The 25,542-nt window shown below is 71.7% G+C and carries 21 protein-coding genes and 2 pseudogenes; 6 read left to right on the top strand and 17 right to left on the bottom strand.

Translation table 11 applies throughout. From position 1 onward, the window contains the following. Positions 1-3: 3 nt before the first annotated feature. From thrS to Vau01_RS28635, 6 genes and pseudogenes are all read right to left on the bottom strand, one after another. Positions 4-2,004: a threonine--tRNA ligase gene (gene thrS / locus Vau01_RS28610; RefSeq protein ID WP_203998668.1), complete on the bottom strand. Its 2,001-nt coding sequence runs from the start codon at positions 2,002-2,004 to the stop codon at positions 4-6. Between the two features lie 278 nt (positions 2,005-2,282). Beyond that, positions 2,283-3,881: a methyl-accepting chemotaxis protein gene (locus Vau01_RS28615; RefSeq protein ID WP_203998670.1), complete on the bottom strand. Its 1,599-nt coding sequence runs from the start codon at positions 3,879-3,881 to the stop codon at positions 2,283-2,285. A gap of 118 nt (positions 3,882-3,999) precedes the next feature. Then, the gene (locus Vau01_RS28620; RefSeq protein WP_203998672.1) at positions 4,000-6,696 is read right to left on the bottom strand and encodes a VIT domain-containing protein; all 2,697 of its coding nucleotides are present in this window, start codon (positions 6,694-6,696) and stop codon (positions 4,000-4,002) included. Then, complete coding sequence (locus Vau01_RS28625; protein ID WP_203998674.1) at positions 6,693-7,343, bottom strand: MerR family transcriptional regulator; 651 nt, start codon at positions 7,341-7,343, stop codon at positions 6,693-6,695. The genes Vau01_RS28620 and Vau01_RS28625 overlap by 4 nt, the downstream gene beginning before the upstream one ends. 293 nt (positions 7,344-7,636) lie before the next feature. Further along, entirely contained in the window at positions 7,637-8,998 is a 1,362-nt protein-coding gene (locus Vau01_RS28630; protein WP_203998676.1) for a sensor histidine kinase, read from the bottom strand. 134 nt (positions 8,999-9,132) lie between these two features. After that, positions 9,133-9,780 (bottom strand): annotated as a pseudogene (locus Vau01_RS28635) (response regulator transcription factor); the annotation flags it as partial. A gap of 82 nt (positions 9,781-9,862) precedes the next feature. Here Vau01_RS28635 and Vau01_RS28640 point away from each other — a divergent pair. From Vau01_RS28640 to Vau01_RS28650, 3 genes are read left to right on the top strand one after another with little or no spacing between them, the layout of a single operon-like run. Continuing rightward, complete coding sequence (locus Vau01_RS28640; RefSeq protein ID WP_203998680.1) at positions 9,863-10,927, top strand: LolA family protein; 1,065 nt, start codon at positions 9,863-9,865, stop codon at positions 10,925-10,927. After that, a complete protein-coding gene (locus Vau01_RS28645) occupies positions 10,917-11,897 on the top strand; it encodes an ABC transporter ATP-binding protein (RefSeq protein ID WP_203998682.1) in 981 nt (326 codons plus the stop codon). Before Vau01_RS28640 ends, Vau01_RS28645 begins: the two co-directional genes overlap by 11 nt. After that, a complete protein-coding gene (locus tag Vau01_RS28650; protein WP_203998684.1) occupies positions 11,884-12,774 on the top strand; it encodes an ABC transporter permease in 891 nt (296 codons plus the stop codon). Before Vau01_RS28645 ends, Vau01_RS28650 begins: the two co-directional genes overlap by 14 nt. Before the next feature lie 6 nt (positions 12,775-12,780). On the opposite strand, the gene Vau01_RS28655 is transcribed toward Vau01_RS28650, so the two are convergent. After that, complete coding sequence (locus Vau01_RS28655; protein WP_203998686.1) at positions 12,781-13,608, bottom strand: MHYT domain-containing protein; 828 nt, start codon at positions 13,606-13,608, stop codon at positions 12,781-12,783. A 148-nt stretch (positions 13,609-13,756) separates the two neighbouring features. Here Vau01_RS28655 and Vau01_RS63585 point away from each other — a divergent pair. Continuing rightward, positions 13,757-14,596, top strand: a pseudogene (locus tag Vau01_RS63585) (YihY/virulence factor BrkB family protein); the annotation flags it as partial. A gap of 75 nt (positions 14,597-14,671) precedes the next feature. Beyond that, the gene (locus Vau01_RS63590) at positions 14,672-15,133 is read left to right on the top strand and encodes an SRPBCC family protein (protein ID WP_239151949.1); all 462 of its coding nucleotides are present in this window, start codon (positions 14,672-14,674) and stop codon (positions 15,131-15,133) included. A gap of 245 nt (positions 15,134-15,378) precedes the next feature. On the opposite strand, the gene Vau01_RS28665 is transcribed toward Vau01_RS63590, so the two are convergent. From Vau01_RS28665 to Vau01_RS28680, 4 genes are all read right to left on the bottom strand, one after another. Continuing rightward, positions 15,379-15,810 carry an SRPBCC family protein gene (locus Vau01_RS28665; protein ID WP_203998689.1) on the bottom strand — a complete coding sequence of 144 codons (432 nt, stop codon included), beginning with the start codon at positions 15,808-15,810 and terminating at the stop codon, positions 15,379-15,381. Then, complete coding sequence (locus tag Vau01_RS28670; protein ID WP_203998691.1) at positions 15,807-16,118, bottom strand: ArsR/SmtB family transcription factor; 312 nt, start codon at positions 16,116-16,118, stop codon at positions 15,807-15,809. Before Vau01_RS28670 ends, Vau01_RS28665 begins: the two co-directional genes overlap by 4 nt. A 61-nt stretch (positions 16,119-16,179) precedes the next feature. After that, positions 16,180-16,611 carry an SRPBCC domain-containing protein gene (locus Vau01_RS28675; RefSeq protein WP_203998692.1) on the bottom strand — a complete coding sequence of 144 codons (432 nt, stop codon included), beginning with the start codon at positions 16,609-16,611 and terminating at the stop codon, positions 16,180-16,182. Positions 16,612-16,628: 17 nt separating this feature from the next. Continuing rightward, complete coding sequence (locus tag Vau01_RS28680) at positions 16,629-18,260, bottom strand: CocE/NonD family hydrolase (RefSeq protein WP_203998695.1); 1,632 nt, start codon at positions 18,258-18,260, stop codon at positions 16,629-16,631. Between the two features lie 62 nt (positions 18,261-18,322). Here Vau01_RS28680 and typA point away from each other — a divergent pair, with 62 nt between their 5' ends. Next, positions 18,323-20,167: a translational GTPase TypA gene (gene typA / locus Vau01_RS28685; protein ID WP_203998698.1), complete on the top strand. Its 1,845-nt coding sequence runs from the start codon at positions 18,323-18,325 to the stop codon at positions 20,165-20,167. Here the strand turns inward: typA and Vau01_RS28690 are convergent. Genes Vau01_RS28690 through Vau01_RS28715 form a run of 6 tightly spaced genes read right to left on the bottom strand, consistent with a single transcriptional unit; the run spans position 20,164 to position 25,541 of the window. After that, positions 20,164-21,222 (bottom strand): DUF6745 domain-containing protein, encoded by a 1,059-nt coding sequence (locus Vau01_RS28690; RefSeq protein WP_239151925.1) that lies wholly within the window; start codon positions 21,220-21,222, stop codon positions 20,164-20,166. The two genes, typA and Vau01_RS28690, sit on opposite strands and share 4 nt — an antisense overlap. Next, the gene (locus Vau01_RS28695) at positions 21,222-21,533 is read right to left on the bottom strand and encodes a DUF8820 family protein (RefSeq protein WP_203998701.1); all 312 of its coding nucleotides are present in this window, start codon (positions 21,531-21,533) and stop codon (positions 21,222-21,224) included. Before Vau01_RS28695 ends, Vau01_RS28690 begins: the two co-directional genes overlap by 1 nt. A 48-nt stretch (positions 21,534-21,581) precedes the next feature. Continuing rightward, positions 21,582-22,427, bottom strand: a complete 846-nt coding sequence (locus Vau01_RS28700) for an STM4011 family radical SAM protein (RefSeq protein WP_203998703.1) — start codon at positions 22,425-22,427, stop codon at positions 21,582-21,584. Further along, positions 22,424-23,725, bottom strand: coding sequence for an STM4012 family radical SAM protein (locus Vau01_RS28705; protein ID WP_203998705.1), 1,302 nt, complete (start codon positions 23,723-23,725; stop codon positions 22,424-22,426). The genes Vau01_RS28700 and Vau01_RS28705 overlap by 4 nt, the downstream gene beginning before the upstream one ends. Beyond that, on the bottom strand, positions 23,725-24,516 hold the full coding sequence (locus tag Vau01_RS28710; RefSeq protein WP_239151926.1) for an STM4013/SEN3800 family hydrolase: 792 nt from the start codon (positions 24,514-24,516) through the stop codon (positions 23,725-23,727). Before Vau01_RS28710 ends, Vau01_RS28705 begins: the two co-directional genes overlap by 1 nt. Continuing rightward, positions 24,510-25,541 (bottom strand): STM4014 family protein, encoded by a 1,032-nt coding sequence (locus Vau01_RS28715; protein WP_203998707.1) that lies wholly within the window; start codon positions 25,539-25,541, stop codon positions 24,510-24,512. The genes Vau01_RS28710 and Vau01_RS28715 overlap by 7 nt, the downstream gene beginning before the upstream one ends. Between the last annotated feature and the right edge of the window lies 1 nt (position 25,542).

Here is a 25,542-nt window from a genome sequence, read left to right on the forward strand (position 1 = left end):
ATCCTATTCCGCTGCTGACGGCCCCTGGTTGACCCGGCTTTCGACGATTGTCGCGATGTGCTCGACGGCCTCGGCGAGCGGGACGTTGTTGCGCTGGGAGCCGTCGCGGTACCGGAACGACACGGTTCCGCCCTCGACGTCCTGATCGCCGGCCAGCACCATGAACGGGATCTTCTGCTGCTGCGCCGTGCGGATCTTCTTCTGCATGCGGTCGTCGGAGTGGTCGGTCTCCGCGCGGATGCCCTTTTGCTTGAGCCTTGCGACGAACTCGTCGAGGTACGGCGCGTGGTCGTCGCGGATCGGGATGCCGACCACCTGCACCGGCGCCAGCCACGCCGGGAACGCGCCGGCGTAGTGCTCGGTGAGCACGGCGAAGAAGCGCTCGATCGTCCCGAACAGGGCGCGGTGGATCATCACCGGGCGCTGGCGGGTGCCGTCGGCGGCCGCGTACTCCAGCTCGAACCGGGGCGGAAGCTGGAAGTCGACCTGGATGGTCGACATCTGCCAGGTGCGGCCGATGGCGTCCTTCGCCTGCACGGAGATCTTCGGGCCGTAGAAGGCCGCGCCGCCCGGGTCGGGCACCAGTTCGAGGCCGGACGCCTCGGCGACGCTCCGGAGCGTCTCGGTGGCTTCGTCCCAGTCGGCGGGGTCGCCGATGAACTTGGGCGAGTCGTCGCGGGTGGACAGTTCGAGGTAGAACTCGGTCAGTCCGTAGTCCTTGAGCAGCCCGAGCACGAAGTTCAGCAGGCTGGCCAGTTCGCCGGCCATCTGTTCGCGGGTGCAGTAGATGTGGGCGTCGTCCTGCGTCATGCCGCGCACGCGGGTGAGGCCGTGCACCACGCCCGACTTCTCGTACCGGTACACCGAGCCGAACTCGAACAACCGCAACGGGAGCTCGCGGTAGGAGCGCCCGCGGGAGCGGTAGATCAGATTGTGGAACGGGCAGTTCATCGGCTTCGGGTAGTACTGGGCGCCCTCCATCTCCATGGGCGGGTACATGCCGTCCTTGTACCACTGCAGGTGCCCGGAGATCTCGAACAGTGTGCCCTTGGAGATGTGCGGCGTGTTGACGAAGGAGTAGCCCTCCTCCTCGTGCCGGCGCCGCGAGTAGTTCTCCATCTCGCGCCGGATGATGCCGCCCTTCGGGTGGAACAGCGGCAGGCCCGAGCCGACCTCCTCGGGGAAGCTGAACAGGTCGAGGTCGGCGCCGAGCTTGCGGTGGTCGCGCTTGGCCGCCTCCTCCAGCATCCGCAGGTGGTCCTTGAGCGCGTCGCGCGTCGGCCAGGCGGTGCCGTAGATCCGTTGCAGCTGCGGGTTCTTCTCGCTGCCGCGCCAGTAGGCGGCTGCGGTTCTCATCAGCTTGAACGCGGGGATGAGTCTCGTGGTCGGCAGGTGCGGGCCGCGGCACAGGTCGGACCAGCAGGTCTTGCCGGAGTCGGCGTCGAGGTTGTCGTAGATCGTGAGGTCTCCGGCTCCGACCTCGGCCATTTCCTGATCGACGTCGCCCTTGATGTCGACGAGTTCGAGCTTGTACGGCTCGTCCTTCAGCTCCTGCTTGGCCTCGTCGAGGCTGGCGAACCTTCTTCTCCGGAACCGCTGGCCGGCCTTGACGATCTCCTGCATCCGCTTCTCGAGCTTCGACAGGTCGTCGGGCTGGAAGGGGCGTTCCACGTCGAAGTCGTAGTAGAAGCCGTGCTCGATCGGCGGGCCGATGCCGAGCTTGGCCTCCGGGTAGATGTCCTGCACGGCCTGGGCGAGCACGTGCGCGGTGGAGTGGCGGAGCACGGTCAGCCCGTCGGGGCTCGACATCGGCACCGGCTCGACCTCGGTGTCCGTCTCCGGCGCCCAGTCGAGGTCGCGGAGCTTCCCCTCGGCGTCGCGCACCACGACGATCGCGTTCGGGCCGTTGACCTGGAGCCCGGCCTCGGCCACGGCCGTGGCGGCCGTCGTACCCGCGGGCAGGGCGAGACGGTCGGGCGGGGCGGCGGCACGTGATGCGGACACGGTTGATCTCCCTTATGAGTCTTCTGTGCCCGATCGTATCGGCCCGGCCGCCGGTGACCGGCGTGGCCCGCCCGCGCGCCCGCGCCGCGAGGCCCACGCCGCGAGGCCCACGCCGGGGACGGCGTCGTCCGGCCCGCCTGGGGCTTGGTCCGGCCCGCGGCTTGGTCCGGCCCGCCCGGCGCCGGGCCGCGCTCCCAAGATCACCTTTTGAGGAAGAAATCTGCAGTGAGACTTTAGGTTCTTTCCGCAAAAGGTGACCTTGCAAGGGCCAACTCGGCTCAGAAGCGGAAGTTCGACACCAGGCCCTGCAACTGGTCGGAGATCTGGGCCAGTTCGTCGGCGGCGTGCTGTGACGCGGTGACCGACTCCGTGGTGGTCTTCGCCGTCGTGGCGACGCCGCTGATGTTCGCGGCGATCTGGTTCGAGCCGGCAGCCGCCTCCGAGACGCTGCGGTTCATCTCGGTCGTCGTGGCGGTCTGCTCCTCGACGGCGCTCGCGATGGTCGTCTGGTAGTCGTTGATCTGCGTGATCACGTGCGTCACGTCGGCGATCGCGGCGACCGCGCTGGTGGTGTCGGCCTGGATGGCGTCGACGCGGCGGGAGATGTCCTCGGTGGCCCGGGCCGTCTCCTGGGCCAGATCCTTGACCTCACCCGCGACCACGGCGAAGCCCTTGCCGGTGTCGCCGGCGCGGGCCGCCTCGATCGTGGCGTTGAGCGCCAGCAGGTTGGTCTGCTCGGCGATCGAGGTGATCACGCGCACCACGTCACCGATCATCCGGCTCGACTCGCCGAGGCGCGAGACCGTCGCGGTCGTCGCCTCCACGGCCGTCACGGCCCGGCCGGCGATCGAGGCGGCCTCCTGCGCGTTGTGGGCGATCTCGCGGATCGACGCGCCCATCTCCTCGGAGCCGGCGGCAACGGTCTGGATGTTGCGGGAGACCTCGCTCGCCGCCGAGGCGACGACGTCGGCCTGGCCCGACGATTCCGCGGCGCCGCCCGCGATCGTGTGCGACAGGCTGCCGATCCGTTGACTGGTCGAGCTCAACCGGCCGGTGCTGCCGGCGACGCCGGCCATCGCCTCACCGATCCGCGCGAGCGCGGAGTTCACCGACCCGGCCATGCGGCCGACCTCGTCGTTGGACCGGACGTCGAGGCGCTGGGTCAGGTCACCGGCGGCGACGGCCGCCATGGCCCGCTCGGCGTCGGCGAGCGGACGGGTGATGCTGCGCGTGATCCACCAGGCCACCACGCCGGCGAGCACGATCGCGAGGGCGAGCAGCAGGCCCATCACGGTCAGGAAGCCGTCGGCGACGTGCCGGGCGGCGGCGCTCTCGACCTGGTTCATCGACTCTTCCAGGTCGATCAGCACGTTGATCGCCGCGAGCCACTCGATGAACAACGGCTTCGCCTGCTGCATGAGCACCTGCAACGCCTGGTCGACGTTGCCGGCCATCCGCAGGTCCACCACCTGCTTGATCAGGGGCAGCGTCTCCGTCTCGATGCGTTTGATCTCGGTGAGCGCCTTGACCTCGGCGGAGCTGACCTTGCCGGGCGTACCGAAGATCGCGTCGAGCTTCGACGCCGAGTCCGTGTACTTGCCGGCGAGCACCCCGATCTTGTCGATCTCGGGCTGTGCGTCGGCGGGCGTCGACAGCATCACGACATCGCGGAGGCTGATCGCGCGGTCGTGCACGCTACCGCGGAAGTTGATCGCATACCGCTGTTTCACGGCGTTCTCGTCGTTGATCGTCGCCAGGCGGTCCTGGATCTCCTCCACCCGGACCACCGCGATGACGGTGAGAACGACCGTGGTCAGCAGCACGGCGAGGAAGCCCAGGCCGAGCCTGCGGCTGATCGCCAGATTCGTCAGTGACACGCGCTCAACTCCGCTCGCCGGTCCGGGATTGCCTGCTCTCATCGGCAGGTCTCCGGCGCACTGAAGGAATTTGTGCGGCGGCGTGGCCGGCCCCCGGGCGGGGGCCGGCCATCCCGGATCAGCGCTTCCAGAACGGACGGCGTTCCCTGCCGGCCGCTCCCCCGGCGGGTGCCGCCCCGGGCCGCTCCGCGGGCAGCTCGCCGCGCTGCTCCCCGGGCGTCTCGCCGGCCAGTTCCGCCAGGGCGGCCTCTGTCCGCGACCACAGGTCGGGGGTCGCGGTGGGGGTGCCGAGGAGTTCGGTGGACAGGTCGGCGTACCGCGTCAGCGTCGGGTCGGTCGGCGCCGACAGCCGGAGTTCGGTGGCGACGCCGCTCAGCCAGCGCCCGATCGTCCGGAGCGCCACGAGCCGGTCGGCGGCGGACCGGTCGGCGGCGGCGCGCAGCCGCTGCAACTGGTCGCGTGCGCCGGTGACCACCTGCATGACGACGTGCGCCGGGGCACCGACGACGCCGGCCCGGGTCACGGACTCGCGCGGGCCCTGCTTCGGCGCCGGCTCGGGTGCCCGGTTGCCGGGGACGGGGGGCGCGAACGGCGCGGCCCCGAACGGAGGTGCGCTAACCGGTCCGCTGCCCGAACCCAGCGGGCCGCCCGAAACCGGCGCACTGCCCGGCGCCGGCGGGGCGCCCAGGAGCGGCGGCGGAGCCGGGACCGGCGGTCCGGCCGGCGGAGTCTGGACCGGCGACCCGGTCGGCGGCGCGAACTGCGCAGCGCTCGGCGGCGCGGCCCGGTCGAGCAGGCCGTCCGAGAGTTCCGCCTCCATCGCGTAGTTCGCCCCACCGGTCTGCCGCGGGGCGCCGGCCGCTCGGCCCATCATCCGGCGGAGCCCGCCCGTGGACGCCTGCGCGGCCATCGGCGCCGGACGCGGCGCGCCGTAGGCGACCGGTTGCGCCATCTCCCAGCCGGACACCGGTTCCACCGGCTGCACCACCTTGTGCGTCCCGCCCTCGGCGACCACCCGGTCGTCGACCGCGACGTACGCGGTGAACCGGCACAGCACACCGAACCGTAGCGACGCCGCGACGATGCGGCGCTCCAGGTCCGACGCGGCGGTGCGGGCGGTCACGGCGTACGCGTCTTCGAGGTCGCGGACGTGCGCGCGGGCCCAGATCGCCGTGGCGGCCGCGTTGTCGTGCCGCTCGCCGGTGACGTCGGCCTGCCACGGCGTGCCGTCGGCCGCGGTGCCGCGAACGGCGAGCCGGCCCCCGGCACCGGTGTACCGGCCCCGGATCACCAACGGCACGCCGGGGAACAGGTCGGGCAGCCGGGTGGGCGTCACCGTACCGTCCACAATGGACAGACCGGCCGGCCCGAGGGAAACCCCCGTCACCAACGGCGAGCCGACGCGGCGGTGGATGTGCGCCATCACGTCGTCCAGTTGGTCTTCGCTCTCGACGAGCTCGAAGCGCCCGCCGCCCGCGGACGCCAACCGGCCGAGAAAGCCCGCGTTCACCGCGCGGTCGATGCCGATGGTGTGCACGCGGATGCCGGTGAGGTCGCCGATCTGGCCGAGGATCTGGTCCTCGTTGCCCACCTGGCCGTCGGTGACGAGCACCAGCACCAGATCCCGCTGCCGGTCGTTAAGGAGCGCGCGCCCCTCCCGCAGCGGCGCGAGCATCTCGGTGCCGCCGCGGGCGTCCACTGTGGACAGATGGCGCACGGCGCGGAACCGGTTGCGGTCGGTGGCCGCCACCAGCCCGGCCGGCAGGCCCTCCACGGTGTCGACGACGTGGTCGAACGTGAGGACGGCGAACCGGTCGGCGTCGGTGAGCGTGTCGACGATGCGGGCGGCGGCCCGCCGGGCGCTGACCATCTTCCAGCCGGCCATGCTGCCGGACCGGTCGAGCACCAGGACGACGTCGCGCGGCCGCGGCGGCGCGCTGCCGGCCGGCGGCAGGACGGTGAGCTCGAACGTTCCGCCGTCCTCGCCGTCGTCCTTGTGCAGCGCGAGAACCGGCTCCGTGCGCTCGTTGTCGTAGTCCAGCCGCAGCACGAAGTCGCGGTCGGCCCGCTCGCCCGGCGCGATCCGCCACCGTCCGTCCACTTCGGACACCGCATGCAGGCTCGACCGCACCGCGCCCAGCGGAAGCCCGCCCGGATCGACGCCGACGTCGATCGACAGCCGTACCGGGTTCGGGAATCCGGGCAGCAGCACGGGCGGCGTGATGCGGGACGCGTCGGGAACCGCGTCGGTGTCGGGCGACCACCCGTCGCCGGCCTGCTCGCCGCCGAGCGGCGCGCCCGGGATGTACCGCGGGGCGACCACCAACGGGAACCGGAACAGCGCCGCACCGTCCGAAATGGACAGTGGACCGGCGAGCGTGAGAATCACCGAAACCTGTTCGCCCGGAACGATGTTGCCCACGCGCATGGTGAAGACGTCGGGCCGGTCCTCCTCCGCGATGGAGGCGCGCTGTCCCGCGGCGATCGCGCGGTCGTACGTCTCCCGTGCCTCGGCCCGCTCCTGGAGCTTCGCCTCGACCGTACGGTCGGCGGCCACCATCTTCATGCCGGTGACGGCCGCCCGGTCGGGCAGCGGAAAGATGTAGGTCGCTTCGAGCGGCCGGTCGTGCGTGTTCACGAACTGCTGCGTCAGCTCCACGCTGTACACCAGGCCGGTGACGTCGGTCTTCACGTCGACGGCGGCGAGCGGCAGGTTCCCCCGCTCGGTGCGCAGGCAACCGATGCCACCGTCGTCGAGCGGACCGGCCACCCGGCCCGCCTGCTCGTCGGTCATCGGCACGATCTGAACGGTCATGATGATCTCCTCGGGTCGTGCAGCAGGCCGCGTGTGGTCAACAGATCGATGAGTGGCTGGGCCGCGGCGCGGAGCGCCGCGAGATCGTCGTGGTCGGGCCGGGTCGGCAACAGCAGCACCACACCACCCGGCAAGGTGACGCCCGTGAGCACGCCCTCCGCGCCTTCGCGCCCGGATTCCGGCGCGGCGGGTTGCGGTGCCTCGGGTTGCGGTGCCCCGGGTTCCCGTGACGCGACGACCGGTTCCGGTGCGGGCGCCGTCACCGGCTGCGCCCAGAACGCGCCGCGCGGTGCGCGCGGTGCCGGCTCTTTCGGCGTCCCCGCATGCGCCGGATCCAGGCCGGCGATCCCGTACACGACGGTGTCGGTGGCGCCGACCAGTTCGGCCTGGATCTCCGCGAGGCTGCGCCCCTGCGCCTGCCGTCGCTTGATCGCCACCAGTTGGGCGAGATGCCGCGGCCCGTACAGCGCCGACCGTCCCCGCATCCCGTCGGGCCGGTCGAGCAGGCCGATCGTGGTGTACCACCGGATCGCCCGCCGGTCGGGCACGTCGCGAACCCGCCCGTTGGGCGCGCCGGGATAGTCCACCGCCTCCAGCGCGGCGGACACCCGGGCGACCAACTCGTCCAGCGTCCACTCGAACCCCATGCGGACGACAGTAACACTGTCACTCAACAGTGACAGTGTCATCTTCCACGGTCCGGGGGACGCACCTGGTGGTCGTCGTGCCCGTCCCGACAAGTCGATCTTGCAGTTGTGGTGGGCCGCAAACAGTAGTAAATACAGGCGAAAAAGGCACCACAACTGCAAGATCGACGCCAGAGAACAGCTCCCGGTTCTCGATCTTGCAGTTGTGCTCGCCGTAAAACGGGAGCATTCCGACGAAAGGGCGAGCACAACTGCAAGATCAACCACGTTGGGTCCACTGATCTCGTGGCTGCTCAGGCGGTGGACACCAGTTCGCGGGTCAGTGGGAGGCGGATGGTCGCGCGCAGGCCGGGGGCGGCGTCGGTCAGCGTGACCGAGCCGTCGTGGCGGCGGATCAACTCGCGCACGATGGCCAGGCCCAGGCCGCTGCCGCCCTCGTCGCGGGCGCGACCGTCGTCGAGGCGGGTGAAGCGGTCGAACACGCGCTCGAGGTCCGGCGCGGGGATGCCGGGGCCGTCGTCGGTCACCTCGACGACCGCGGACCCGGCCTCGGCGTAGCCGGTGAGCGTCACCCGGCCAGCCGCGTGCCGCACGGCGTTGTCGAGCAGGTTGGCCACCGCGCGGAGCAGGGCGTCGTGCTCGCCCAGCGCGATCAGTTCCAGGCCGTCGGCCACCAGCAGGTCGACGGGCACGCGCGCGCCGCGGCACCGGTCGTGCGCCTCGCGCAGCACGTCGGCCACGTCGACGGGTGCGAAGCGGTCCTTCGAGGGAGCGGCGTCGTCGGCGCGGGCCAGCAGCAACAGGTCGTCGACCAGGCGGCTCAACCGGACCACGTCGGCGAGCAGGTCGGGCACCAGGTCGGGCGGGACGCCGTGGCGGCCGGCGACCTCCAGTTCGGTGCGCATCGCGGTCAGCGGGCTCCGCAGTTCGTGGGCGGCGTCGGCGACGAACGCGCGCTGCCGCGCCCGCGCGGTCGACAGCCGGTCGAGCATGCCGTTCAGCGTGATGGCCAGCCGCTGGATCTCGTCCTCGGAACACGGGACGGGCAGCCGGTCGTCGCGGCGCGACCCGGTGATCGACTCCGCCCCCACGCGCAACTGCTCCACCGGCCGCAGCGCCGCACCGAGCACCCGCCAGCCCAGCACGCCCATCGCGATCACCAGCAACGGATAGACGACCAGCAGGTGCCCGCGCAGCACACCCATGCTGTGGAACACCTCCGCCACCGGCCGCCCGACGACGACAGTGTCATCGCCGACCGGCACCGCGACCACGCGGATCGGCCCTTCGACCGCGACCCGGTTCCCGTCGACGTACTGGTGCTCGCCCTTGCGCGCCGCCGCCAGTTCGTCGGGCTGGAGCAACGACACCAGCCGGTCGGCACCGACGGACGCCGACCGCACCCGGCCCTCCGCGTCGACCACCTGCACCAGTTGGCCGCCGGCCACCGGAACCGGGTCGGGCAACTCGCCCTCGGCGGTGAGGGCCGCGACGTCGTGCGCGGTGCTCTCGGCCGCCGCGTCCACCGAACGCTGCAACGCGATGCCGAGGACCAGGAACAACGCGACCCCGCCGACGAGGAACCCCGCGGCCAACCCGCACGTCCCGATGATCACCAGGCGCGCCCGCAACGACCGGACGCGCCACCACCGCATCACGGGGAGCCGCCGCCGAGCGGCGCCCCGCCGCCGAGCGGCGAGACTCCGGCCACCGGCGACCCGCCAGCGACCGGCGAGACTCCGGCCACCGGCGAGACAGGCGAGACACCGGCCGCCGGCGAGACGTGCGCCAGCCGGTAGCCCGCTCCCCGCACCGTCTCCAGGCGGTCGCGCCCCAGCTTGCGCCGCAGGTACCCGATGTACACCTCGACCACGTTGGGGGCGGTGTCGGCCGCGGCGTCCCACACGTGGTCGAGCAGTTCGATCTTGGACACCACCCGGTCGGGCCGGCGCATCAGGTACTCCAGCAGCGCGTACTCCCGCGCGGTCAGGACCACCGGCTCCCCGGACCGCGTCACCGACCGCGCCGCCGGGTCGAGCTCGATGTCCCCCACCACCAGCACCGTGGGACGCGACGGCGCGCCCCGGCGCAGCAGCGCCCGCAGCCGGGCCAGCAGCACCACGTACGAGAACGGCTTGGTCAGGTAGTCGTCGGCGCCGCAGTCGAGGCCGTCGGCCTGGTCGTACTCGCCGTCCTTGGCCGACAGCATCAGCACCGGCAGCCACTGCTCCTCGGCCCGCAACTGCCGCACCACGCGGTAGCCGGACAGGCCGGGCAGCATCACGTCGAGGATCATCGCGTCGTAGTCGCCGTGCCGGGCCAGGTCGAGCCCGCTCACCCCGTCGTGGGCGAGATCCACCGCGAACCCCTCGGCGGCCAGCCCGCGCTGCAACGCCCGGGCCAACCGTTGCTCGTCCTCCACCACCAGCAGCCGCACCCCAACAGCGTGGCACGCACGGGCCCGAACCGGGAGCGCACTCTCAGCGCACTCTCAGTGGCAGCGGAGGACCATATAGGACATGTCGATCTTTGCTACCCGCCCGGCGTTGCGCTGGCTCGTCCCGGTGGCCGTCACCGCCGTGGTCGTCGGCGGCGGGGCGGCGGCCCGCTCGATCGCGGCGTCCGCCGAACCGTCGCTGCCGGCCCGCAGTGCCGCCCAACTGCTGGTCGACCTGCAGACCGCGCCGCTCGACGGCCTCTCCGGCACGGTCCGCACGAACGCCGCCCTTGGCCTGCCCGAACTGCCCGACGTCGACAGCCAGGGCAGCACCGACATCACCCAGCTGCTCACCGGCTCGCGCACCGCCCGGGTCTGGTACTCCGGCCCCGACAAGGTGCGCGTCGCGCTGCTCGGCACGCTCGGCGAGGCCGACGTGATCCGCAACGGCACCGACGTGTGGCACTGGGACAGCAAGGCGAAGAAGGCCGTCCACAGCACGATCTCGGGAGCGACGCCGGACCCGCGCCTGCCGCAGACCCCGCAGGACGCCGCCGACCTCGCGCTGAAGGCCCTCGACCCGACCACCACGGTCAGCACCGGCTCCAGCGCCCGGGTCGCCGGCCGGGACGCGTACGAGCTGATCCTCACGCCGAAGGACGCCGCCTCGCTGGTGGGCCAGGTGCGCCTCGCGATCGACGCGAAGGAGCACGTGCCGCTGCGGGTGCAGGTGTTCGCCAAGGGCACTGGCCAGCCGGCCTTCGAGGTCGCGTTCACGCAGGTCAGCTTCGACCGGCCGAGCGATTCGCAGTTCGTGTTCAAGCCGCCGGCCGGCACCACCGTCGAGGAGGCCCCGCAGACGGTGCCCGACGCGGCCGGCAAGACGGAGAAGGCGTCGAAGGTGATCGGCCAAGGCTGGACCGCGGTCCTCGCGACGACGCTGCCGGCTCCCTCGGGTGACAGCGATGAGAGTGGACGCGCGCAGGCGCAGTCGGTTCTCGACCGCCTGCCCCGCGTGAGTGGCGACTGGGGCAGCGGGCGCCTGCTGTCCGGCAAACTGTTCACCGTGCTGCTCACCGACGACAACCGCGTCTTCGCCGGCGCCGTCTCGCCCGAGCGCCTCTACGAGGCGGCCCGTGCCAAGTAGGAGCGGAACCGACCGCAACGGTAGGTCTGTCGCCGAGAGAGGCGACTTAGCGGTCGGGAGCACCGGGCTCACCAAGCGGTTCCGCCGCCAGGTCGCCGTCGACGGCGTCGACCTGGCGGTGCCGCGCGGCGCGGTCTACGGGTTCCTCGGGCCGAACGGGTCGGGCAAGACCACCACGATCCGGATGCTGCTCGGCCTGATCCGGCCCACGGCGGGCGGTCACACGCTGCTCGGCCGGGCCATGCCCGCGCACGCCGGCACGGTCCTCCCCCGGGTCGGCTCGCTGGTCGAGGGGCCGGCGTTCCACCCGTACCTGTCCGGCCGGGCCAACCTGCACCGCCTCGACGCGGCCGACCGCACCGCCGACCCGCGCACCGCGAAGCAGCGCGTCGACAAGGCCCTCGACCGCGTGGGCCTGCTCGCCGCCGCCACGAAGCGGTACCGGGCCTACTCGCTGGGCATGCGCCAGCGGCTGGCCCTGGCCGCGACCATGCTCGTGCCGCGCGACCTGCTGATCCTCGACGAGCCCACGAACGGGCTCGATCCACAGGGGACGCGCGAGGTGCGCGCCATCATCACCGCGCTGGCCGCCGACGGGGCGACGGTGCTGCTGTCGACGCACCTGCTCTCCGAGGTGGAGCAGATCTGCACCCACGTCGGCGTCATGCACCTCGGCAAACTGGTGGCACAGGCGCCGCTGGCCCAACTCCGGGCCCAGGCGGTACCCCGCATCAGGGTCGACACCGACCAGCCCGAGGACGCGGCGCGCGTCCTGGAAGCGCTCGGCGTCACCGAGGTGGAGACCGCCGGAACCAGCGCGACCGGCCTCCCCGGCGGAATCGCCCCGGAGAAGATCGTCGCCGCGCTGGTGCACGACGACGTGCCGGTGCGCGGCTTCGCCGTGGTGACGCCCGACCTCGAGGAGCTGTTCGTGTCGCTGACCGGGGAGGGCTTCGATGTCAGTGGCTGAAGCGTCGCCGGCCGAGGTGGTCGTGAAGGCGCGGCCGTTCTCCACCCGCTTCCTCCGCTCGGAGCTGATGCTGATCTTCGGGCGGCGGCGGAACTGGGCGGGACTGGCCGTGCTGGCGGCCATCCCCTTGATCATCGCCATCGTCACCAAGATCTGGCCGCCCGGCGGTGGCCCGGGCGGCGGACCCGGCGGCGAGGGTGGCGAGGGGCCGAGCTTCTTCAACGACATCACCAGCAACGGCCTGTTCGTCGCGCTGACCGCGCTCACCGCGGAGCTGCCGCTGTTCCTGCCGCTGGCCGTCGCCGCGATCGCCGGTGACGCGGTGGCCGGCGAGGCCAACCAGGGGACGCTGCGCTACCTGCTGGCCGTGCCGGTGCACCGCACCCGGCTGCTGCTGGTGAAGTACGCGGGGGTGGTGATCTTCGCGTTCGCGGCGGCGCTGCTGGTGGCGGCCGTCGGGACCGTGGCCGGGCTGGCGCTGTTCGGCGGCGGCGACGTCCTGCTGCTGTCCGGCACCACGGTCGGTTTCGGCGAGGGGCTGCTGCGGCTGCTCGGGGTGTGCGCCTACATCGCGATCGGCCTGTCGGCGCTCGGCGCGATCGGGCTGTTCGTGTCGACGCTCACCGAACAGCCGATCGGCGCCACGATCGCCACGATGATCCTCATCGTGGTGAGCTACATCCTCGACGTGATCCCGCGCCTGGAGTGGCTCGGCCCGTACCTGCCCACCCACTACTCGATGGAGTACGGCGAACTGCTGCGCGACCCGGTGAGCCTCGCCGCGCTGCGACCCGGCCTGTTCTCGGCCGCCTGCTACACCGTCATCTTCCTGACGGCCGCCTGGGCCCGGTTCGCCGGCAAGGACGTGTCCAGCTAGCGCTGATTACTTGTGGCGTCCGCCGGCACCGTCGGCGGGCACCAGCGCGGCCGCTTCGTACATCTCCCGCGCCCGCGCCAGCATCAGCTCCTCCTGGTCGTTCTCGCGCCGCACCGTGAAACCGACCGTCGCGTACGCCAGCGAGCTGATCATCACGCAGGCGAGCACCGCGATCGGCGCCAGCAGTTCGAACGCGCTCATCCCGCCGCTGACCGGCGGAATGTCGCCGGCGAGGTCGATGCGCACCGCCGCCATCCCGGTGTAGTGCATGCTGCACACCGCGACGGCCATCAGCAGCGCGCCGGCGACCGTGGCCGAGGCGCCCTTGATCACCGCGGCGAACCACAGCGCCACCGTCGACGCCACGATCGCGATCGCGAACGACGCGCCCACCAACGCCGGGTCGTACGACAGCGTCCCGGAGAACTTGAGCGCGGACATGCCGCTGTAGTGCATCGAGGCGACCCCGATGCCGGTGACGATCCCGCCCGCGACGATGCGCACCGCCGACGGCCGCATCGCGAAGACGGCGAGGAACAGCCCGATCGCCACCATCACGACCGACAGCCCGAAACTCACCGCGGTGATCGTCGGGTCGTAGCGGATCAGCGTGTCGGGGACGTCGAAGCCGAGGATCGCCATGAAGTGCATCAGCCAGATGCCGGTGCCGCCGAGCGCGATGGCCGACATGACCAGCCAGCGGCCCCGGCTCCAGCCCACCGCTCCGCGGGCCCGGCCGGCGAGGACGAGGCTCAGAAGCGAACCGAGGAACGCCAGAACGAACCCGAGAACGGGGTTGATCCAGCCGTACGCGAAGTGATGTACCTGAGCCACGCGAGCCACCCTCCGATAGACCGGGAGATTGAATCCCCATCCGGCAGCGGCGCCTCGCACAGTTCGTGCGTTGTTTCCCGCACTTCGACACCGCCCGGTGGGTATAGGTGACTTCGTGGCGGAACAGGTGTTGGAACGACAGGCGACGGTGCCCGCGCGCGCGGAGCCGCCGCCGAAGCAGCCGTGGTGGCGCAAGGCCTGGCGCTACCTCCGCCGGCTGCAGGAGGACATGAGCAACGACAACCTGACGCTCGTGTCGGCCGGCGTGGCGTTCTACTGGATGCTCGCGCTGTTCCCGGGGATCATCGCGATGGTCACCGTCTACGCGTTGTTCGCCGACGCCGGGCAGGCGCGCGAGCAACTGTCGCCGATCCTGGGCGCGCTGCCGGAGGACGCCCGCACGCTGATCACGGATCAGTTGGACAAGACGGTCGACGCCGGTGGCGGCGGCCTGACCTTCGGCCTGGTGGCGAGCCTCCTCGCCGTCCTGTGGGCGGCGTCGGGCGGCATGCAGGCGCTGATGACCGGCCTCAACATCATCTACGGTGCGCAGGAGACCCGGAACTTCGCCCAGCTCCGGGGCATCTCGCTGCTGCTCACGATCGGCGCGCTGATCTCGGCCGGGGTGGCGATCGCGCTCGTCGCCGCGTTCCCGGTGGTGCTCGACCGGATCGGGCTCGACCCGGTGGCCGCCGTCGGCGCGCAGGTGGTCCGCTGGCTCATCCTGCTGGTCCTGATCGGCACCGGGCTGTCGGTGATGTACCGGTTCGGCCCGGCCCCGCACCGGGCCCGGTGGCACTGGGTCACCCCCGGCAACGTCACCGCCGTCGGGCTGTGGTTGCTGGCCTCGCTCGGCTTCTCCCTCTACGTGAGTTCGTTCGGCTCCTACAACAAGACCTACGGCGCGCTGGCAGCGGTGATCGTGCTGCTCATGTGGCTGTACCTGTCGGCGGTCGTGATCCTGCTCGGCGCGGAAATCGACGCAATCCGGGAGCAGACCGTTTTGGTGAAGGACGGTCGGGTAGTCGAACTGGGCACCGCTAGAGAAGGAGTTGAACGCACCATGAGCACGGTCACTGAATCCGTCGACGTTGCCGTTCCGGTTCGGACCGCGTACAACCAGTGGACCCAGTTCGAGGATTTCCCGCAGTTCATGGACGGGGTCGAGGAGATCCGTCAGGTGACTCCGGAGATGACCCACTGGAAGGTCAAGATCGCCGGTGTCGAGCGTGAGTTCGACGCGCGGATCACCGAACAGCACCCCGACGAGCGGGTGGCCTGGACGTCCGTCGACGGCCCGACACACGCCGGCGTCGTCACGTTCCACCGGCTCGACGACTCCCACACCCGGGTGACGGTCCAGATGGACCTCGAACCCGAGGGCGTGGCGGAGACGGTCGGCGACAAGGCCGGCTTCGTCGACCGGAAGGTCAAGGGCGACGTCAAGCGCTTCAAGGAGTTCATCGAGTCCCGCGGTGGCGAGACCGGTGCCTGGCGCGGCGACGTGGCACGGCCCCAGCCGTAAAGTAAGCCCCGCTGGAAGGGCCGCACCCCGGGAAGGGGTGCGGCCCTTCCGTGTCACCAGGGGCTTTGATGGCTTTCGTGGCGGCGCCGCATGTCGATCGCGATGCGGCGGGCGGGCCGGTACGTGGCTCCGCCGGAAGGGGCCGGACGGCGCCGGCTGAACGGGATCGGACCGGGGAGGTACGGGTAGCTCGTCATGACATCATCGTGGCATCACTAGTGACGTCATGTCAAGCCGTAGTGGCATTAGCCGTGGTCAGCAACCACCCGCAGCACGACCCCGTGCTCCAGCAGCGCCTTTACGGCTGCGAGTACGAAAGTGAAGCCCTGCACGCTGTCGAGCGCGTGCGCCGCGATGGCATCACTGGTGTCACCCTTGATGTCATCCTCGACGATCCGGACGTGCGTCCCGCGCTCGTGCGGCGTGAACGTCCACTCGACCGTCGACGGGTCGTCGGGGTTCCACTCGACGAGGATCCGCTCGTTCGGCACGACGTCCTTGACCGTGACCGTCGTGCCGACGCCGAACATCTCCCACTCCCACCGCACGGTGGCACCGGGTTCCAGCGGCCCGCTGCTCTTCGTGAACCAGAACCGGGTGGTGACCTCCGGGTCGACGAACGCCCGGAACACCTCCTCGACCGGCCGGCGGATGATGAGTGCGGTCTTCGCGATCATGATTTCTCCGCTTCTGTCCTGAGGTTGGCGAGCCGGCGGTCCCAGGCCCGCGCCACGTGGTCAAGGCGGCGGCCGAGTTCGGACAACCGCGCGCCGACGGCCTCGTACCGCCGTTCCCGGCCGACCGGCCGCGACTCCACCAGGCCGGCGCCTTCGAGCACGGCCAGGTGCTTGTTGATCGCCTGCCGGGAGATGGGGAACTCCCGGGCCAGCGCCGACGCCGACGACGGATGCTCGCCGAGGTGCACCAGCAGGTTCCACCGCGTCTCGTCGGCGAGCGCGGCCAGCGACACCGGGTAGGCGATCACGCAGTGCCTCCGAAATCCCGCACAAGACCCTGGCGTGACCGCCTACGCTCCGCTCCGGCGATCACGCCAGTGCCCGGGCGAGTGCCCCGAGCTCCTGGTGCCAGCCCCTGTCGTTGCCGTCACGGTTGGCGCGGCGGACGTCCTCGGCCGAGTCGAGCCCGTCGAACCCCGACTCGACCACCCGCACGGTCACCGTGCCGTCGCCGTGATCGTCGAGCCAGAACTCCACCAGCGTGGTCGGCCCGTCGACCGACCGGGTCACGCCGTCGCTGCGCCACCGGAACGCCGCGTACGTGCGCGGTTCGAGCGCCACGACGCGGATCTCGAACTCGCCGCACGTCGGGTCGTGCACGCGGCAGAGGTCGCCGTCGCGCTCGATGCGGTGGTTCACCACCTCGCCGTCGTTGATCCACCAGCCCGGGCGGGTCACCAGGTCCCAGACCCGCTCCACCCCGGCGGTGATCGCGATCGACCGTTCGATCCTGTCGTCCACCCACCGACCCTCGCACTTCAGGGGTCGATGTGCAACTCCAGGGTTGCAGGTAGGACGATCTTCGAACCGTCGAGGACCTCGCGGTCGGCCGCCGTCATCGGGCCGGGTTCGAACAGCGCCGCGCCGGTGCCCGGGTTGCGCGACCATCGCGGATGCGCGCCGCCGCTCACCTGCACCCGGATCCGGTGGCCGGCGCCGAACACGTGCGCCATCGGCCACAGCTCCACGTCGACCTCCAGCACGCCGTCCGCGGTCGCCACCCTGGTCAGGCCGTCGCAGATGTTCACCGACCGGCCGTCCGGGTGCACGTCGCAGACCCGCACGAACACGTCGAACGACGGCACCGACGACGTCGTCCGCACCACGGCCCGCACCGGCCCGACCGCCTCGACCGGCGCGGCCAGCGGCGCGCTCGTGTACACCAGCACGTCGGGGCGCGCCTCCAGCCGCCGGTTGTCGCGGATCCCGGCCACGGTCCCCATCAGCCGCGGCCCACCGACCGACGGCGTCGGATCCGCCGGGTCATATCGAAACGACCGCCCTCCGGTGCCGGGTCCACGCGTCGGCGCAAGGCCACCGTCACTCGTCAAAAACCACTCCTGGACGCCGTGAGCAGGTGGCCAGTCATCCAGTGCCCGCCATTCCTCCGTCCCCCCGACGAACACCCGCACCGGTGCGCCGGTCGCGGGCGGGCCGCCCCGCAGGTGCTCGTCGAGGAACGGCAGCGCCTCGCGCACCGACGCGAACAGCAGGCCGGTGCTGCCGTGGTGCCACGGGCCGATCACCAGCCGCGGCTGCCGGCCGGCCGCGCGCAGCGTCGCGTAGTCGACCAGTTGCCAGGGCAGGAAAATGTCGTACCAGCCGCCGATCATCAGGATCGGGGTGGTCACGTCGGCCACCCGGTGGGTGTGGCCGCGCTCGGTCCAGTACGGGGCGTCCGCCTCCGTTTCCCGCAGCCACTCCTGGAAGTGCGGCACCGCCGCGCCCACGGCCACCGCGTCGGCCTCGGCCAGCGTCGGGTGGTGCAGTCCGCGCTTCAACTTCGGCTGCCCGCGCAGGAGTTCCGCGACGGCCGCGGTGGCCGGGCCGCGCTGGGCGGCCAGGATCGAACTCCAGGTGAGCACGGTGTCGAACGAGAAGCCGCCGCCGGCGTAGGTGGGGTCGCGGAACGACGACGCGGTCACGGTGGTGCACAACGCCTTCAGGTCGCTGCCGGCGTCGGCGGCCACCGCCCACTGGGTGAAGCCGACGTAGCTCGGGCCGAACATCGCGAACGCGCCGCGGTACCACGGCTGCCGCTTGAGCCAGTCGACGCAGTCGAGGCCGTCGTCGCGCTCGTTGCGCATGGGTTCGAACGTTCCGCCGGAGTCGGCGGTGCCGCGGCACGACTGCACCACCACGCGGTAGCCGCGTTCGGCAACGGTGCGCGCGATCACGTTCGTCGGCGCGCCCCGGCCGTACGGGGTGCGTACCAGGAGCACCGGCGCGTCGGGGTCGACGGGCTCGTAGACGTCGGTTTTCAGGATCACGCCGTCGCGCGTCCGCACCGACAGTCCACGATGGACCGTGACGCGGCGCTTCGTCGCCGGCCTTTTGGGGAGGGCGGGGAGCTTGGCCACGGTGGCGAACGCACGCGAGACAAGGGTCACATCCGGAAGGCTAGGTGACCCCCGGCCGGTCCGCCCGGTTCGGCGGGCGGGAGAATTGCGGAATGGCAGTCCGCTCTGATCTCCGTAATGTGGCCATCATCGCCCACGTCGACCACGGCAAGACCACGCTGGTCGACGCCATGCTCACCCAGGCCGGCGCGTTCCACGCGCGCGCCGCGGCGGCCGACCGGGTCATGGACTCGATGGATCTGGAGCGGGAAAAGGGCATCACGATCCTCGCCAAGAACACCGCGGTGCACTACGGCGACTACACCATCAACATCATCGACACCCCCGGCCACGCCGACTTCGGCGGCGAGGTCGAGCGCGGGCTGACGATGGTCGACGGCGTGGTACTGCTGGTCGACGCGTCGGAGGGGCCGCTGCCGCAGACCCGGTTCGTGCTGCGCAAGGCGCTCACCGCGAAGCTGCCGATCATCCTCGTGATCAACAAGGTCGACCGGCCCGACGCCCGGATCAAGGACGTCGTCGACGACACGTACGAGCTGTTCCTCGATCTCGACGCCGACGAGCACCAGATCGAGTTCCCGATCGTCTACGCGTGCGCCCGCGACGGCCGTGCCTCGCTCAAGCAGCCGGCCGACGGCGCGATGCCCGACAGCGAGACGCTGGAGCCGCTGTTCGCCACGCTGTTCTCGACGATCCCGGCCCCCTCGTACGAGGAGGGTGCGCCGCTGCAGGCGCACGTCACGAACCTCGACGCGTCGCCGTTCCTCGGCCGGCTGGCCCTGTGCCGGGTGCGGCAGGGCACGATCAAGCGCGGCCAGACGGTGGCCTGGTGCCGTGAAGACGGCACGATCAACCGGGTGCGCGTCTCGGAACTCCTCATGACCGAGGCGCTGGAACGCAAGCCGGCCCAGGAGGCCGGGCCGGGCGACATCATCGCCGTGGCCGGCTTCGCCGACATCATGATCGGCGACACCCTGGCCGACGCCGACAACCCCATCCCGCTTCCCCGCATCACCGTCGACGAGCCGGCGATCTCGATGACGATCGGCACCAACACGTCGCCGCTGGCGGGCCGGGTGAAGGGCTCGAAGGTCACCGCGCGCCTGGTCAAGGACCGCCTCGACCGCGAGCTGGTCGGTAACGTCTCGCTGCGCATCCTGCCCACCGAGCGCCCCGACACGTGGGAGGTCCAGGGCCGTGGCGAGCTGGCGCTGGCCATCCTGGTGGAGCAGATGCGCCGCGAGGGCTTCGAGTTGACCGTCGGCAAGCCGCAGGTGGTCACCCGCGAGATCAACGGCAAGGTGCACGAGCCGGTCGAGCGCCTCACCATCGACGCGCCCGAGGACTACCTCGGTGCCATCACCCAGCTGCTCGCGTCCCGCAAGGGCCGCATGGAGCAGCTGGTCAACCACGGCACCGGCTGGATCCGCATGGAGTGGCTGGTGCCCGCCCGCGCGCTGATCGGCTTCCGCACCGAGTTCATGACCGAGACCCGCGGCACCGGCATCCTGCACCACGTGTTCGAGAGCTACGAGCCGTGGTTCGGCGACCTGCGCATCCGTCCGACCGGCTCGCTGGTGGCCGACCGGGCCGGCGTGGCGACCCCGTTCGCGATGATGAACCTGCAGGAGCGCGGTTCGATGTTCGTCGAGCCGACCACCGAGGTGTATGAGGGCATGATCATCGGCGAGAATTCCCGCGCCGACGACATGGACGTCAACATCACCAAGGAGAAGAAGCTCACCAACATGCGCAACTCCGCCGGCGAGGAGACGGAGAAGCTGATCCCGCCGCGGCGGCTGTCGCTGGAGCAGGCGCTGGAGTTCTGCCGCGAAGACGAGTGCGTCGAGGTGACCCCGGTGGCCATCCGCATCCGCAAGGTCCTGCTCGACGGCAAGGACCGCGAGCGGGCCTTCCGCAAGCGCGCCCACGCCTAAGTCTCGACGAGCGGCTTGTACTCCTCGACGGGCACGTCGAACGTCCACGCGACGCCCTGGCGTGCCGTGCGTACCCAGGGCGGCACCCGCAGCCAGTACACGCGGTACGTGCCGTCGGGCTCCGGCGTGGAGTTGACCACCTCGACCATGGCCAGGTCCTCGTCGCGGTCCATGGCGACGCGCCACAGCACGCCGGTGTCGTCTTCGTGCTGCCGGGTGGCGCCGAACTCGCGGGCGTACCGCTCGTAGCCGAAGTGCTCGAGCATCACGCGCCGCAGTTCCGCGTTGGTCTCGGCGGTGATGCGTTCGGCGGTGAGGTGCGGCAGCACCTCGGCCAGGGAGTCGGGGATCGGCATGCCGTGCCAGGCGTGCATCCCGAACCCGTCGGGGTAGCCGAGCGCCGCCCCGTCGCCCCGGTGGAGGCGGCCGATGTTGTCGCGGTGCAGTTCGGTCGGCCGGTCGCTGAGGACGGCCACCCGCTCGTACGGCCACCACCAGCCCACCTGGCGCGTGACCGCGCCCAACGGCGCCAACCCGGGATGCTGCGGCCCGGTGCCGACGACCTCGGCGGTGGCCGCGAACGTCGCCAGCCAGGGCGCCTCGTGGGTGCCGTACACCGCGTCGAACAGGGCGTCGCGGGCGTGCTCCGGCAGCTCGCCGGTGAGGTGCCGGCGCAATGGCTCGACCACCCGGTCGACCACGAGCCGCCACGACCCCGCCGACGCCGCCGTCCACACCTGCGCCCAGCCCACCGGCCCCAGCGCCGCCGACGCCGCGGCCCGCGCCGCCGCCCACGGCACGTTCCGCAGGGTCGCCCGCACCGGCCGGCCCCGGTCGGGCTCGCCGGCCGCCGCGATCGCGCCCGCCCGCGGCGACCCGGCCCAGATCACGCGGCCGGGCTCGGCCAGACCGGCGGCCCGATAGGCGGCCCGCACGGCCGACTCGGCCGCGGCCCGGTCGGTGGGCCCGGTGGCCAGGCCGACCTCGCCCCAGGCGTCGGCCGCGTCGGCGGCCGCCCGCCCGAGGGCTCCCGCGGCCACATCGGTCGGTGCCATCAGTCGGCCACGTAGCGGTAGTCGCCCGGCACGTACTCGCGCTGGCGGACGATGCGGTAGCGCCCCGCCGGGACGGTGATGGCGCCGTGCTCCTCGTGCACCACCCGCGCCTTGGTGACGATCTCGACGAACAGCCGGTCGATGTCGTCGGGGGCGGCGTACAGGGCCACGTCGGGACCGGTGATCACGTGGGCGTGCCCGGTGGCCTCGCCGCGCGCGAGCACCAGCCGCCCACCGTCGCGCGGGCCGGGAACGAGGCCGCCGGGAAGGTCGTCGATCGGGACGATCAGCACATCGCCTTGTCGGTACATGCCCACACCGTATCGATGACCTACGACATTTCCTGTCCCCCGCAGGGCTCAACGAAGCGCGGCGATCCGCTCCAGGACGCCGCCCGCGAAGACGTCGTACAGGGGCAGCGTGCGCAGGTGCACGTAGCCGATGTGGCAGTCGCAGGTGGTGTTGGGGCAGGGGCGGGGACGCAGGCCGGCCCGCCAGGAGCCGTCGTACAGGTTGCCGATCGGGTCGCGGACGAAGTGGCAGCGGCGCACCGTCCCGTCGCCGTCGACCGACACCACCGTGTCACCGGTGCGGCAGTCGGCGCCCAGGCTCTGGTGCGGACGCACGCTGAACCCGAAGTGCGGGTCGATCGCCGTCCAGTCGGCCTCCGCCGCGGCGTCGTACGAGCGGCCGTCGGCCGCGTTGACCCACAGGTACACCTCGTCGGGCAGGTCGCGCCGCAGCGCCCGCGCCTCGTCGAGGTGCTCGGGCAGCCCGACCACGCCCACCGAATAGCGCACGCCCAGCCCGGCCACCTCGCGACACCGTTCCAGGAACGCCGACCGCGTCACCTCGCCCGGGTGGTACGTGCACCACAACGCCACCTTCGCCGGCGAGGCCGCGGCCAGGAACCCGGGCCGCGCGGCCAGGTTCGTCTGGATGGCGACCCGCTCCACGTGCGGCAGGTGTGACAGCCGCACGATCGCTTCGCGGTACCACGATCGGGACAGACCCTCGCCCCACGGCGTGAACAGCACGGAGATCTCCGTGCCGCGCTCCGCGGCGAGCCACCCGACGAACCGGTCGAGGGCCGCCCGGTCGGCGCGCAGCGCCTCCGGCGGGTCGCGCCTCTTCGCGAACGGGCAGTACGGGCAGTCGTAGTTGCACGACGCCAGCGGCCCGCGGTACAGGATGGACAGTTTCATCGCGTCGCGTACCCGGCCATCGCCGCCCGCACGCCCGGCGACACCAGCCACGGCCCGATCGCGTCCGAGTACGCCAGCCCGTCGGCGGTGAGGCGCAACGCGTTCGCATCCAGAAAACCGGATTCGGCGAGCGATACCAACTGCGGGAAGTCGTCGTCCACTGTGGACCCGAAGCGCGCGGCGTACCCGGCCCGGCGCACGCCGCCGACCCGTAACAACGACTTCAGGAGCCACCGCCGGCGCTGTTCGAGCGCGTCGAGGGCGAAGCCGTACTCGGCGACGTCGAAGTCGGTGGCCGGCCGGCCGAGGTAGTCGTCGATGATGGCGCGCACCTGCCCGATGCCCACCGCGTAGTCGAACGAGTAGTGCAGCCCGGTGGTGTACGAGCGCGCGCCGCAGCCGAGCCCCACCATGCCGTCGTCCTGGCAGCAGTACTCCGGCCCGTCGAGGACCGGCGCCGACGCCAACCGGAACATGCGCATCGACTCCTGCCGGTAGCCGGCACCCGCCAGCACCTCGACCGCTCGGCGGTACAGGGCGAGCCGCTCGGCGTCCCATAAAGGATCTTCCGCGGCACCACGACGGCCGAGACCGGTGAGCGGCCGCACGTACAACGGATAGAGGTAGAGCTCCTCCGGCCGCCACGACAGCGCCGTGGCCAGCGAGTACTCCCAGGTCGCGGCCGTCTGGCCGGGGATGCCGTAGATGAGGTCGAGGTTGAGCGTGTCGACGGCGCTCGCGCGGATCGCGGCGAGCGCGCGGTCGACCTCCGCGCGGCGTTGCGGCCGCCCGGCCCGGTGCGCCTCGTCGTCGAGGAACGACTGGACGCCGATGCTGACCCGCGTGACGCCCCGCGCCGCGAGCACCGCGAGCCGGTCGGGGGTGGCCGTGGCCGGCGACGTCTCCACGCCGAGCGGCACCCGCGCCCCGCCGGTGAACCCGTCGACGACGTCGAACAGCCGCTCCAGTTCCGGCGCGGTGAGGTAGGTAGGCGTGCCGCCGCCGATCGCGACCCGGGCGAACTCGGTGCCGCCGGGCAGCGCGTCGCGCACCCGTTCCGCCTGCACCGTGAGTTGCGCCAGGTATGCCGACACCTGCTCGGCCGGCGGGTTGGCGCGGGTGAACAGGTTGCAGAACCCGCACCGCATCTCGCAGAACGGCACGTGCACGTAGCAGAACAGGGCGCGCGTGTCCTCGCCCGCCCACACGTCACGCAGCGCCGGCCGCGGCCGCAACGGCCGGTACGCGGTCTTGTGCGGGTACGCGTAGAGGTAGCCCTGGTACGGCGAGCCCAGCATCACAGCATCATTTCCGCATACGGCACCGTCCACACGACTTCGTGCGCGACGCGGTGTCCGGTGAGGCCGTCCTCGCCGTACGCGGTGCCGTGGTCGGAGCACACGATCGCCGCGCACGGCCGGTTCCGCGACGTCATCGCCGTGACCAGGCGCGGAATCTGCCGATCGACGTACTCCAGCGCCGCGGCGTGCGACTCGATCGAGTCGGCGTCGGCGCCCTCGAGGTAATGCCGGTTCGGCTGGTGCAACGCCGCCACGTTCAGGAACACGAACACGGGCAGGGCGGGCGGCGTCGCGGCGAGCGCGGCTTCGAGCCGCGCGAGTTGCGCTTCGAGGCAGTGCTTTTCGGTGACGCCGTAGGCAGGCTCCCAGTACGCCTCGTGGAACAGCGACGGCAGCACCCGCCCCAACGGCGAGCGCAGATTGAAGAAGCCCACCCCGCCGAGGCACACGGTGCGGTAGCCGGCGTCGGCGAACGCGGTGACGATGTCGGGCGCGTCGAACACCCACGTACCGTCCACAGTGGACTCACTGCCCGGAAACCGGGCCGCGAACGGGCGCGGGTGCGGCCCGGGACCGGGCGGCGTGGGCAGGAAACCGGCGAAGAACGCGTGGTGCGCCGCGTAGGTGAAGGTCGCCGGCGAATGCCTTTTCTCCCACCGGTTTCCGGGCAGCAGGGCGGCCAGGTTCGGAGTGCGTCCCTCGTCGAGCAGCCGCGCCGCGACGTCGTACCGCAGCGTGTCGAGCGTCATGAACAGCATGTCGTGGGTGCCGACGACATCCTTCAGCATCGCGCCACCAACCTGTGCACCTGCTCGGCGTACGTGTCCCGCCCGTGCTCGTTGAGCAGCCCCGGCAGCAGGTCGCCGAACGCGTTGACCTCGGCGACCGCGTGCCGCCGCCAATTGCTGGCGAACATGAGGTCGACGCCCACCTGCAGGCAGCCGGGGAACTGCGCGGCGGCGCGGGCACAGGTCTCCATCGCCGCCGCCCACTGCTCCTCGCCCGCGGCCCGCCGCACCGCCGCGACGTCACCCCGCTGGGCGCCCAGGTGCAGGTTGGTCATCGGGTGCCGGCTGGCCCGCACCACCACGTGGGTCGGCTCGCCGCCGATCACGACCACGCGCAGGTCGACCGTGCGCCCGCCCAGACCGGCCTTCGGGTACCAGCGCTCCACGTGCAGCGGCCCCAACCGGTCGACGATGTACCGCACCGTCGCCTCGTCGGTGTACCGGCGCACGGTGAGCGAGTTGTAGAGCCGCCCGCCGGACACCTCGACCGACGTGGTGGCCACCAACCGCCGTCCGGCCTGTTCGAACGCGATCACCCCGGACGCCGACGACCCGTGCGGCGGCTTGATGAACACCCGGCTCCAGCCGGCGCCCCACATCTCCCCGCGCAGGTCGGCGTAGCCGGACAGCGGTGGAGCCGCCTCCGGCACCGGCACCCCCGCGCTCGTCAGGACGGCGTGGCACCGCCGCTTGTCGAACAGCACGGCCAGTTCGGCCGGGTCGTTGAGCAGCGTGCCGCCGAGTCTCTCCAACGCCTTCGTGAACCCGGCGTACCAGGCCTCCCCCGACCGGATCTCGCCGTGCTCCGCCGGCTCGGCGTCGCCGCGGAGCAACCGGTCGACCTCGGCGTCACCGTCGGGCGAGTCGATCCGCACCAGCGCGCCGCGCGGGATCCCGGGCGTCTCACCGGCCGCGAGCCGCCGCCACGGGATCTCCACCGCCGGCGGCAGCCCGGCCGCCCGCACGGCGTCGGCGAACAGCCTCGCCCGCCGCCCGCCCGGGTTCGTGACCACCGCCAGTCGCACC

The organism is Virgisporangium aurantiacum, assembly GCF_016863635.1.
GTDB lineage: Bacteria > Actinomycetota > Actinomycetes > Mycobacteriales > Micromonosporaceae > Virgisporangium > Virgisporangium aurantiacum.